Raw genomic sequence first — 13,142 nt, 5'->3', positions numbered from 1 at the left:
AGTCAGATTTCGGGCTTTTTCAGTCCGTAAAGCGAAGCGTTTGGACGAGCGGGTGCAGTGATGCGCCTCGCGCGTCGTTTTGCGTTTTGGAGGTGATGGGGCTGGGCCGGGGATTTAATTCCTGACTTTACGCTTCGTTCCTTCGGGACGATTCGAAATTCAACCCGGGGCCGATGGCAGTCGCTCCCGGAAGGTTCGCCCCATAAAGGCGACGAAAATGAGAGGCCACGATGGCGCAGCAGACATTCACCGGTCGCAAACGCGTACGCAAGTTTTTCGGTCACATCAAGGAAGTCGCCGAGATGCCGAACCTCATCGAGGTTCAGAAGGCATCCTATGACCAGTTCCTGATGGTTGACGAGCCGGCCGGCGGTCGCCTCGACGAGGGCCTGCAGGCGGTGTTCCGCTCGGTATTTCCGATCTCGGATTTTTCGGGCACCTCGATGCTCGAATTCGTCCGCTACGAGTTCGAACAGCCGAAGTATGACGTCGACGAGTGCCGCCAGCGCGGCATGACCTTCGCTGCGCCGCTCAAGGTGACGCTGCGCCTCATCGTGTTCGATATCGACGAGGAAACCGGCGCCAAGTCGGTGAAGGACATCAAGGAGCAGGACGTCTACATGGGCGATATCCCGCTCATGACGATGAACGGCACCTTCGTCGTCAACGGCACCGAGCGCGTCATCGTCTCGCAGATGCACCGTTCGCCCGGCGTGTTCTTCGACCACGACAAGGGCAAGACCCATTCGTCCGGCAAGCTCTTGTTTGCCGCGCGCGTGATTCCGTATCGCGGTTCCTGGCTCGACATCGAGTTCGACGCCAAGGACATCGTGTTTGCGCGCATCGACCGCCGCCGCAAGCTGCCCGTGACCTCGCTGATGTACGCGCTCGGTCTCGACGGCGAGCAGATCCTGTCGACCTTCTACAAGAAGATCACCTACAAGCGGACCAAGGACGGATGGCGCGTGCCGTTCGATGCCAACCGCTTCCGCGGCTACAGCACCATCAACGACCTGATCGACGCCGACACCGGCAAGGTGGTGCTCGAGGCCGGCAAGAAGCTGACCGTGCGCAGCGCGCGCCAGATGCAGGAAAAGGGCCTCAAGGCGCTGCGGATGTCGGACGAGGAGCTCGTCGGCAACTATCTCGCCGAGGATCTCGTCAACCCGAAGACCGGTGAGATCTACGCCGAAGCCGGCGAGGAGATCACCGAGAAGTCGCTCAAGGTGCTGAACGAGCAGGGCTACAAGGACCTGCCGCTGCTCGACATCGACCACGTCAATGTCGGCGCCTACATCCGCAACACGCTCTCGGCCGACAAGAACATGACGCGTGAGGATGCGCTGTTCGACATCTACCGCGTGATGCGTCCGGGCGAGCCGCCGACGCTGGATTCGGCGCAGGCGATGTTCCAGTCGCTGTTCTTCGATGCCGAGCGCTACGACCTCTCCGCGGTCGGCCGCGTCAAGATGAACATGCGCCTCGAGCTCGATGCGCCCGACACCCATCGCACGCTGCGCAAGGAAGACATCCTGGCGGTCATCAAGACGCTGGTCGACCTGCGTGACGGCAAGGGCGAGATCGACGACATCGACCACCTCGGCAATCGCCGGGTGCGTTCGGTCGGCGAGCTCATGGAGAACCAGTACAGGATCGGCCTGCTCCGCATGGAGCGCGCCATCAAGGAGCGCATGTCGAGCGTCGATATCGACACCGTGATGCCGCAGGACCTGATCAACGCCAAGCCCGCGGCCGCCGCGGTGCGCGAGTTCTTCGGTTCCTCGCAGCTGTCGCAGTTCATGGACCAGACCAACCCGCTGTCGGAGATCACCCACAAGCGGCGCCTGTCGGCGCTTGGCCCGGGCGGTCTGACCCGCGAGCGTGCCGGCTTCGAAGTCCGCGACGTGCATCCGACGCACTACGGCCGTATCTGCCCGATCGAAACGCCGGAAGGCCCGAACATCGGTCTGATCAACTCGCTGGCGACGTTCGCGCGCGTCAACAAGTACGGCTTCGTCGAGACGCCGTATCGCAAGATCAAGGACGGCCGGGTCACCGACGAGGTGGTCTATCTGTCGGCGATGGAAGAGGGCCGCTACCGCGTCGCGCAGGCCAACGTGCCGCTCGACGCCAAGGGCCGCTTCACCGACGACCTCGTGGTCTGCCGTCATGCCGGCGAAGTGCTGCCGGTGACGCCGGACAAGGTCGACTACATGGACGTGTCACCGAAGCAGCTGGTTTCGGTCGCCGCGGCCCTGATCCCGTTCCTCGAGAACGACGACGCCAACCGCGCGCTGATGGGCTCGAACATGCAGCGCCAGGCGGTGCCGCTGGTTCGCGCCGAGGCGCCGTTCGTCGGCACCGGCATGGAAGGCGTGGTCGCCCGTGACTCGGGCGCGGCGATCGCCGCGCGCCGTTCGGGCGTGATCGACCAGATCGACGCCACCCGCGTCGTGATCCGCGCCACCGAGGATCTCGATCCGACCAAGTCGGGCGTCGATATCTACCGGCTGATGAAGTACCAGCGCTCCAACCAGTCGACCTGCATCAACCAGCGTCCGCTGGTGAAGGTCGGCGACATCGTCAAGAAGGGCGACATCATCGCTGACGGTCCGTCGACCGATCTTGGCGAGCTCGCGCTCGGCCGCAACGTGCTGGTCGCGTTCATGCCGTGGAACGGCTACAACTTCGAAGACTCGATCCTGCTCTCCGAGCGGATCGTGAAGGACGACGTCTTCACTTCGATCCATATCGAAGAATTCGAAGTGATGGCCCGCGACACCAAGCTTGGTCCTGAGGAAATCACCCGCGACATTCCGAACGTCTCGGAAGAAGCGCTGAAGAACCTCGACGAAGCCGGTATCGTCTACATCGGTGCGGAAGTTCGCGCCGGCGACATCCTGGTCGGCAAGATCACGCCGAAGGGCGAGAGCCCGATGACGCCGGAAGAGAAGCTGCTCCGCGCCATCTTCGGCGAGAAGGCCTCCGACGTCCGCGACACCTCGCTGCGCGTGCCTCCGGGCGTGCAGGGCACCATCGTGGAAGTCCGTGTGTTCAACCGCCACGGCGTCGACAAGGACGAGCGTGCGCTGGCGATCGAGCGGGAAGAGATCGAGCGTCTGGCCAAGGACCGCGACGACGAGCAGGCGATTCTGGACCGCAACGTCTACAACCGCCTCGCCGAGCTGCTGGAGAACCGCCAGGGCATCGCCGGCCCGAAGGGCTTCAAGAAGGATACCAAGATCACCCGTGCGGTGCTCGACGAGTATCCGAAGTCGCAGTGGTGGCTGTTCGCCTCGCCGAACGACAAGCTGATGGCCGAGATCGAGGCCATGCGGAAGCAGTACGACGAGTCGAAGAAGGGCCTCGAGCAGCGCTTCCTCGACAAGGTCGAGAAGCTGCAGCGCGGCGACGAGTTGCCGCCCGGCGTGATGAAGATGGTCAAGGTCTTCGTCGCGGTGAAGCGCAAGATCCAGCCCGGCGACAAGATGGCCGGCCGTCACGGCAACAAGGGCGTGGTGTCGAAGATCGTGCCGATCGAGGACATGCCGTTCCTCGAGGATGGAACGCATGCCGATATCGTGCTCAATCCGCTCGGCGTGCCGTCGCGCATGAACGTCGGTCAGATCCTTGAGACCCATCTCGGTTGGGCCTGCGCCGGCCTCGGCAAGCGCATCGGCCAGACCATCGACGCCTACTATCAGAAGCAGGATCTCAAGCCGCTGCGCGAGACCCTGAAGAAGATCTATGGCGAGGATGAAACCATCAAGTCGCTGAACGACAACGAACTGGTCGAACTCGGCCGCAATCTGAGCCACGGCGTGCCGATCGCAACGCCGGTGTTCGACGGCGCCAAGGAAGCCGACATCGAGGAGATGCTGAAGCTCGCGGGCTTCGACGCCTCTGGTCAGTCGACCGTCTATGACGGCCGCACCGGCGACCAGTTCGATCGCAAGGTGACGATGGGCTACATCTACATGCTCAAGCTGCACCATCTCGTGGACGACAAGATCCACGCGCGTTCGATCGGTCCGTACTCGCTCGTCACCCAGCAGCCGCTGGGCGGCAAGGCGCAGTTCGGCGGCCAGCGCTTCGGCGAAATGGAGGTCTGGGCGCTGGAAGCCTACGGCGCCGCCTACACGCTGCAGGAGATGCTGACCGTGAAGTCGGACGACGTCGCCGGCCGTACCAAAGTGTACGAGGCGATCGTGCGCGGCGACGACACCTTCGAGGCCGGTATTCCGGAATCGTTCAACGTGCTGGTCAAGGAAATGCGCTCGCTCGGCCTCAACGTCGACCTGCACAATTCCAAGGTGGGACCGGCGTCGACGTCGGAAGCGGCCGAGTAACGCGGTGATTTACGCCCGGCGCGAAAGCGCCGGGCCTTCGCGCTCCGCTCGGACGTTGAGTGGGGCGCGCGTTGAATAAAAGTTTCGAATTTGCTGCCGGTGACGATCGGCACGCGAGGAGAAGACCATGAATCAAGAGATTATGAATCTTTTCAATCCGACGACGCCGGCTCAGGTCTTCGACCAGATCCGGATTTCGATCGCGTCTCCGGAGAAGATTCTGTCCTGGTCGTACGGCGAGATCAAGAAGCCGGAGACCATCAACTACCGCACCTTCAAGCCGGAGCGTGACGGCCTGTTCTGCGCGCGCATCTTCGGGCCGATCAAGGACTACGAGTGCCTGTGCGGCAAGTACAAGCGGATGAAGTACAAGGGCATCATCTGCGAAAAGTGCTCGGTCGAGGTGACGCTGTCGCGCGTCCGGCGCGAGCGCATGGGCCATATCGAGCTGGCGGCGCCGGTCGCCCACATCTGGTTCCTGAAGTCGCTGCCGTCGCGCATCGGCTTGCTGCTCGACATGACGCTGAAGGATCTCGAGCGGATCCTCTATTTTGAATACTACGTCGTTCTCGAGCCCGGCCTGACCGCGCTGAAGGACCGTCAGCTGCTGTCGGAAGACGAGTATCTGAAGGCGCAGGACGAGTACGGCCAGGACAGCTTCACCGCCATGATCGGCGCGGAGGCGATCCGCGAGCTGCTCAAGGGGCTCGAGCTCGAAAAGCTCGAGGCGACGCTGCGTGCCGACATGGCGGAGACCGACTCCGACATCAAGCACAAGAAGCTCGCCAAGCGTCTGAAGATCGTCGAGGCCTTCCGCGTCTCCGGCAACAAGCCGGAATGGATGATCATGACGGTCGTGCCGGTGATCCCGCCGGACCTGCGTCCGCTGGTGCCGCTCGACGGCGGCCGGTTCGCGACCTCGGACCTCAACGACCTGTATCGGCGCGTCATCAACCGCAACAACCGCTTGAAGCGGCTGATGGAGCTGCGTGCGCCCGACATCATCATCCGCAACGAAAAGCGCATGCTGCAGGAGGCCGTCGACGCGCTGTTCGACAACGGCCGCCGCGGCCGCGTCATCACCGGCGCCAACAAGCGCCCGCTGAAGTCGCTCGCCGACATGCTGAAGGGCAAGCAGGGCCGGTTCCGTCAGAACCTGCTCGGCAAGCGCGTCGACTATTCGGGCCGTTCGGTGATCGTGGTCGGTCCCGAGCTGCGCCTGCATCAGTGCGGCCTGCCGAAGAAGATGGCGCTCGAACTGTTCAAGCCGTTCATCTACTCGCGGCTCGACGCCAAGGGTCTGTCCACCACGGTGAAGCAGGCCAAGAAGCTGGTCGAGAAGGAGCGTCCGGAGGTCTGGGATATCCTCGATGAGGTGATCCGCGAGCATCCGGTGCTGCTCAACCGCGCGCCGACGCTGCACAGGTTGGGCATCCAGGCGTTCGAGCCGGTGCTGATCGAGGGCAAGGCGATCCAGCTGCATCCGCTGGTCTGCGCCGCCTTCAACGCCGACTTCGACGGCGACCAGATGGCCGTGCACGTTCCGCTGTCGCTCGAAGCGCAGCTGGAAGCGCGCGTCCTGATGATGTCGACCAACAACATCCTGCATCCCGCGAACGGCCAGCCGATCATCGTGCCGTCGCAGGACATCGTGCTCGGCCTCTACTACGTCTCGATCATGCGCGAAGGCCTGCCCGGCGAGGGCAAGATCTTCGGCGACATGGCCGAGCTCGAGCACGCCCTGCATTCGAAGGTCATCCACCTCCACACCAAGATCAAGTACCGGTGGGAAGGCCTCGACGAGGAAGGCAAGATGTCCAAGCGGTGGATCGAAACCACCGCCGGCCGCGTCATGCTCGGCAACCTGCTGCCGAAGAGCACCAAGATCTCGTACGACATCATCAACAAGCTGATGACCAAGCGCGAGATCTCCGGCGTGATCGACCAGGTCTACCGTCACTGCGGTCAGAAGGAGACGGTGATCTTCTGCGACCGCATCATGGCGCTCGGCTTCTACAACGCCTTCAAGGCGGGCATCTCGTTCGGCAAGGACGACATGGTCGTGCCGGCGTCGAAGTGGAAGATCGTGGACCAGACCCGTACGCTGGCGAAGGATTTCGAGCAGCAGTACAATGACGGCCTGATCACCCATGGCGAGAAGTACAACAAGGTCGTCGACGCCTGGTCGAAGGCCGGTGAAGAAGTCGCCAAGGCGATGATGAAGGAGATCTCGTCCACCAAGAAGACGGCGGCGGGCGCCGATGCCGACATCAACTCGATCTACATGATGGCGCACTCCGGTGCGCGTGGTTCGCCGGCCCAGATGCGCCAGCTCGCCGGCATGCGCGGCCTGATGGCCAAGCCGTCGGGCGAGATCATCGAGACGCCGATCATTTCCAACTTCAAGGAAGGTCTGTCGGTGCTCGAGTACTTCAACTCGACCCACGGCGCCCGTAAGGGCCTCGCGGACACCGCGTTGAAGACCGCGAACTCCGGCTACCTGACCCGCCGTCTGGTCGACGTCGCGCAGGACTGCATCATCACGCAGACCGATTGCGGCACCAAGCTCGGCATCAAGATGCGCGCCATCGTCGATGCGGGCACGGTCGTTGCCTCGCTCGGCTCGCGCATCCTGGGCCGTACGGCCTGCGATGACGTGCGTGATCCCGCCACCAACGAGATTGTCGTCAAGCGCGACACGTTGATGGAGGAAACCCATGTCGATGCGATCCAGCAGGCCGGCATCCAGGAAGTGAAGATCCGCTCGGCGCTGACCTGCGAGCTGATCAACGGCATCTGCGCCAAGTGCTACGGCCGCGATCTGGCCCGCGGCACCCCGGTCAACCACGGTGAGGCCGTCGGCGTCATCGCGGCGCAGTCGATCGGTGAACCCGGCACGCAGCTGACGATGCGCACGTTCCACATCGGCGGCGCCGCCCAGCTCAACGAGCAGTCGTTCGTCGAATCGAACTTCGACGGCAAGATCGTGATCAGGAACAAGGCCATCGCCCGCAACAGCGAAGGCAACCTGGTCGCGATGGTGCGCAACATGGTCGTTGCGATCGTCGATGCCGACGGAACCGAGCGTGCAACCCACCGTATTCAGTACGGTTCGAAGATGCACGTCGACGAAGGCGACATGGTCAAGCGCGGCCAGCGCATCGCGGAGTGGGATCCCTATACCCGCCCGGTGCTCACCGAGGTCGAGGGCACGATCGGTTTCGAGGATCTGGTCGAAGGCCAGTCGATCTCGGAAACGCTCGACGAATCGACCGGTATCGCCAAGCGCGTGGTCATCGACTGGCGCACGACGCGCGGCGGTTCGGACCTGCGTCCGGCCATCGTGGTCAAGGGCAAGGACGGCAAGGTGATGAAGCTCGCGCGTGGCGGCGATGCCCGCTACATGCTGTCGGTCGACGCCATTCTGTCGGTCGACACCGGCGCGAAGGTGATGCCCGGCGACATCCTGGCGCGTATCTCGACCGAGAGCGCCAAGACGCGTGACATCACCGGCGGTCTGCCGCGGGTGGCGGAACTGTTCGAGGCTCGCAAGCCGAAGGATGCGGCGATCATCGCGGAGACCGCGGGAACGATCCGCTTCGGCCGCGACTACAAGAACAAGCGCCGCATCTCGATCGAGCCGATGGACAAGACCGAGGAGCCGCGCGAGTACCTGATCCCGAAGGGCAAGCACATCCACCTTCAGGACGGCGATATCGTCGAAAAGGGCGATTTCATCGTCGAAGGCAATCCGGCGCCGCACGACATCCTGGCGATCAAGGGCATCGAGGAACTCGCTGCCTATCTGGTCAACGAAATCCAGGAGGTCTACCGGCTGCAGGGCGTGCTCATCAACGACAAGCACATCGAGGTGATTGTCCGTCAGATGCTGCAGAAGGTCGAAGTCACCGATCAGGGCGACACCGACATGATCTCGGGCGAGCAGGTCGACAAGATCGAGTTCGACGCGCTCAACACCAAGGCCAAGGAGGAGGGCAAGAAGCCCGCCACGGGGACGCCGGTTCTGCTCGGCATCACCAAGGCGAGCTTGCAGACCCGCTCCTTCTTCTCGGCGGCGTCGTTCCAGGAGACCACGCGCGTGCTCACCGAAGCGGCCGTCAACGGCAAGGTGGACCCGCTCGAAGGCCTCAAGGAGAACGTCATTGTCGGCCGCCTGATCCCGGCCGGCACCGGCGCCTCGATGGCGCGGATTCGCGAAGTCGCGGTCAAGCGCGACAAGCTGATCCTCGACGAGCGCGAGAAGCAGCAGGCGGCGATCGTGCCGACGGCTCCGGAAGCGGAGCCGCTGGCGCTGCCGCCCGCGGAATAGGCATCCGCAAGACTACGGTAGTCAGCGAGAAGGCCGGCGTTCTGCCGGCCTTTTTGTTGCTTTCTTGCCTTGCTGCGCTGCAGGGACGCAGTTTGTTCATCTTCCCTTCAGGCAAAAAAGTGCCTTTGCTAGGGTGACTTAGACCGGCTGTTTGGCTCGTGCCGGAGACGACGGAATCGATATGCTCGACTTGGCGATTGTAGGCGGCGGCCCCGGGGGGCTGATGAGCGCCTGGTATCTGAAGCGCAAACTCGGCGACCTCTGCCGCATCACCATCTTCGAGGCGTCGAACCGCCTCGGGGGCAAGGTCGTCACGCGCAAATTCGACAGCGCGCCCGCGATGTACGAGGCCGGCGTCGCCGAGATCTACGATTACTCGATGACGGGACCCGACCCGCTGCGCGAGCTGATCCAGCATTTCGGCCTGCAGACGATCCCGATGGATGCCGAGCAGGTACAGCTCGACGGCGAACTGCTGGCCGACGTTCCCGGCATGCGCCGCAAATACGGCGCCAAAACCGCGGCCGCGATCGAGGCGTTCCGCAAGCGCTGCAGCGAGCTGGTGTCGCCGATCGAGTATTACGAGGGCGTCGGCGCCCACGACAACGAACATCCGTGGGCCTACAAGACCGCCGAGCAGATCCTCGACGAAGAGGTCGAGGACGTCACCGCCAAGCGGTTCTTCAAGGTGATGGCGCGCTCCGACCTCGCGACCGAGAGTCACAACACCAACGGCCTCAACGCGCTGAAGAACTACGTCATGGACGTCGACGGCTATATCGGCCTGTATTCGATCCAGAACGGCAACGAGCAGCTGATCGATTGCCTGCGCTCGGAGGTCAGCGCCGACATCCAGCTCAACCATCGCGTGCTCAAGGTCGGCAAGACCGCAAGCGGCCGCTACCAGCTCAACATGATGAACGGCAAGGGGCCGGAGACGCGCGACTTCGACCTCGTGCTGGTCTGCCTGCCGCATTCCTGGCTCGCGACCATGCGCTGGGACGGCGAACAGCTGCGCAAGTCGATGGTCAAGCACGTCGCCTATTTCGATCGTCCCGCGCACTATCTGCGCGTCTCGATCCTGTTCGACGAGCCGTTCTGGGGCGAGAAGATCCCCGGCGCCTGGTTCATGTCGGAAGCGTTCGGCGGCTGCTGCGTCTACAATGAGGGCGCCCGCCACGATGTCGGCAAGCACGGCGTGCTGAACTGGCTGATCGCCGGCTCCGACGCGCTCGCCTTCGCCAATCTCAGCGACGAGGAACTGATCGACGCCGCGCTGAAGTCGCTGCCGGCCTCTCTCGGTGATGCCCGTGCGCATTTCCTCGAGGGCAAGACCCATCGCTGGCTGTCGTCGGTCAACGCGCTGCCGGGCGGCCTGCCGGTGCGCGACGTCATGACCAACCACCGCCCCGATCCGAAGCAGCACCCCGGCATCGTGGTGGTCGGCGACTACCTGTTCGATTCGACGCTGAACGGGCTGCTCGATTCCTCCGATGCCGCGACCGACATCATCGTCACCGAGATGATGCGGCTGCGCCGCGCCCGCGCGCAGGACGAAGGCACGCTGTCCGACAAGATCGACCGCAACTATTTCGAGAACTATCGCGGCGCGGGTCCCTACAGCGAAGTCTGGCGCAATTTCACCGACCCGGCCTACCTGACCGACCTGATCAAGACGGTGTGGGGCAGGGCGAAGGGCTACAAGCTGCTGATCGCCGGCTCCGCCAGCGGCGAGCTGGTCGGCGCGTTGCGCGAGCGCGGCATCGATGCCTGGGGCATCGAGAACAACCGCTACATCCACGGCAAGACGCCGAAGGCGCTCAAGAAGTACAACAAGCTCGGCTCAATCGCCGACATGCCGTTCAAGGACAATGAGTTCGACTTCGTGTTCGAGACCTCGCTGTGCCATCTCGGTGAGAAGCAGGTGGTGCGCGGGGTGCGCGAGCTAAACCGCGTGGTCAAGACCGGCGTCGTGTTCGCGTCGGTGACCTCGGACATGGCGCCCGCGGTGATCGATCGCTACGACCTGCTGCGCGGCGTGAAGAAGCTCGGCACCTGGTGGGAATGGTCGGAATTGTTCTTCGGCAACGGCTTCGACCTGTCGATGCATCGCCGTGACTGCACCGATGCGCTCTGGACGTTGACGCTTGCCGCCAACAAGGGGCCGGGGCAGTGGTACGCCGACTCCGACAGCCTGCGCTATTCCTTCTTCGACAAGGTCGAGACGGATCACGACGACTAGCGGCACCGGCGCACGGGGCCGCGCACCGCGCCGTTCCAAACGCTTTGCCGAATTCATTGTGATCGCATAGGATTGTACCAGCAGCATTCGCCGCTGCGGTTTCGATTTGCGGTCATGCCGGCCGTGGAGCATCGGTTGGTTTCATGGCGCCAAGACCTCCTGCATCAGATGATCCGAATCGATCGGCGGCCGACGATCCCGAGCTGAAGAAGAAGTCTGCGGCCGCGGCCGGTCCGCCTGCGGCAACGGCCTCCGCCAAGCCCGCCGCGCCGGCCGATGACGACGATGATGAGGACGAGGACGACGAGTTCGAGCTCGATGATGATGATGACGAGGACCTCGTCGTCTTCACCGCCAGGGAAGCCGCCGGCGCGCTCTCCACGATCTTCAGCTTCGTCAAGCCGATCCTGACCAACTACAAGAAGCCGCTCGCCTTCGTCGCGATCGGCGTGCTGGTCGAGACGTTGTTCAACGTCATCATGCCGCTCAGCCTGAAATTCCTGATCGACGACGCGCTCGGCGAGGAGGATTTCCAGGCCCTTTACAAGATCCTCGGCGTGCTCGCGGTCGCCGGCATCGTCACCTCGATCATCGCGGTCTGGTACGAGCGCTGGGATGCGCGGCTCGGCGCGGGCATCATCGCCGACGTCCGGACCCGCATCTTCGACCACGTCCAGAACCTGCCGTCAGCCTATTTCGCGCGCACCAAGCGCGGCGAGATCCTGTCGCGTTTCTCGATCGATCTGTCGGCCTTCGAGGGCTCGGTCAAGACCTTCGCCAACAGCGCGGCGCTGCCGGGCTTCGAGCTGATCGCCGGCATCATCCTGATGCTGTTCCTGAACTGGCAGCTTGCCGTGGTCGCCTTGCTGGTGTTTCCGATCACGCTGATCGGGCCGCGCATCCTGACGCCGAAGGCGGTGCTGGCCAATTACGAGCAGAAGCAGAACGAGGCCGCGCTGCTCGGCATGGTGCAGGAGAACGTCGCGGCCCAGGCGGTGGTGAAGGCGTTCAACCTGCAGCGCCGGGCGCTCGGCTGGTTCACGCTGCGCAACCGCGACGTCCGCGCCAAGGCCGCCTCAGCCATGTTCCTGTCCACCATGGTGGAGCGCACGGTCACCATTTCGGTGCTGCTGCTTCACCTCGTGGTGCTGGCGATCGGCGCCTATCTCGCCACCAAGGGGCAGATCACGGTCGGTACCTTCGTGACCTTCGAGAGCGCATTCTGGGAGGTGTCGTATAACATCGCCCATCTCATGCATTTCATCCCGGTGTCGATCTCGTCGGCGGCGGCGGTGCGGCACATCCAGGAGCTGCTCGACGAGCCGACTCGCGGCGCCGACCGCCCCGGCGCGCCGGATCTGCCGCGCATCACCAACGACATCTCCTTCGACCGCGTCACCTTCCAGTATGAGGGGGCGCAGACGCTGGTGCTCGACAATCTCAGCCTCAAGCTCAATGCCGGCAAGAGCATTGCGATCGTCGGTCCCAGCGGCTCCGGCAAGAGCACGCTGATCAATCTGATCCTGCGGCTCTACGTTCCGGACGAGGGCCGCGTCGCGATCGACGGCGTCGACATCCGCCGGGTTACGCGCGAGTCGCTGCGGGCCAGCATGGCGGTCGTGTTCCAGGAGAACATGCTGTTCAACATGTCGATCCGCGAGAACATCCGGCTCGGCAAGGAAGGGGCCACCGACGCGGAGGTCGAGGACGCCGCCAGGAAGGCCGAGATCCATCGCTACATCATGAGCCTGCCGCAGCGCTACGACACGCCGGTCGGCGAACGCGGCGACACCTTGTCGGGCGGCCAGCGCCAGCGCATCGCGATCGCGCGCGCCATCATCCGCAACCCGTCCGTGCTGCTGCTCGACGAGGCGACCTCGGCGCTCGACCAGACCACGGAGGCGGCGATCAACCGCACGCTGCTCAAGGTGGCCGAGGGGCGCACCATGATCTGGTCGACGCACCGACTGGCCTCGGTGGTCGAGATGGACGAGATCATCGTGATCTCCGGCGGCAGGGCGATCGAACGCGGCTCGCACGAGGAACTGCTGGCCCTGAATGGCGTCTACCGCAGGCTGTGGGACGACCAGGGGCATGTCCATCACGACGCGGACGACGAGGATGACGACGACGCGGACGATGATGAAGGCGATGAGGATGAAGACGACGAGGATGAGGACGAAGACGAGGCGTGAGTCCCGCGCCGCGTCGTCGGCGATGG

Annotated in this window: 4 protein-coding genes; all 4 read left to right on the top strand. The window is 63.7% G+C overall.

The annotated features are described in order from the left end of the window. Positions 1-230: 230 nt before the first annotated feature. Positions 231-4,349, top strand: a complete 4,119-nt coding sequence (gene rpoB / locus ACOIX3_RS24055) for a DNA-directed RNA polymerase subunit beta (RefSeq protein WP_097675067.1) — start codon at positions 231-233, stop codon at positions 4,347-4,349. Between the two features lie 127 nt (positions 4,350-4,476). Beyond that, complete coding sequence (gene rpoC / locus ACOIX3_RS24050) at positions 4,477-8,679, top strand: DNA-directed RNA polymerase subunit beta' (RefSeq protein ID WP_420964555.1); 4,203 nt, start codon at positions 4,477-4,479, stop codon at positions 8,677-8,679. Between the two features lie 181 nt (positions 8,680-8,860). After that, positions 8,861-10,921 (top strand): FAD-dependent oxidoreductase, encoded by a 2,061-nt coding sequence (locus ACOIX3_RS24045; protein WP_420964554.1) that lies wholly within the window; start codon positions 8,861-8,863, stop codon positions 10,919-10,921. Positions 10,922-11,064: 143 nt separating this feature from the next. After that, positions 11,065-13,116 (top strand): ABC transporter ATP-binding protein, encoded by a 2,052-nt coding sequence (locus tag ACOIX3_RS24040; RefSeq protein ID WP_420964553.1) that lies wholly within the window; start codon positions 11,065-11,067, stop codon positions 13,114-13,116. Positions 13,117-13,142: the final 26 nt, after the last annotated feature.

Source organism: Bradyrhizobium sp. B120, assembly GCF_049075665.1.
Lineage (GTDB): Bacteria > Pseudomonadota > Alphaproteobacteria > Rhizobiales > Xanthobacteraceae > Bradyrhizobium.
Note: the sequence above shows the minus strand (reverse complement) of the source record. Positions and strands in the feature narration are given on the sequence as shown.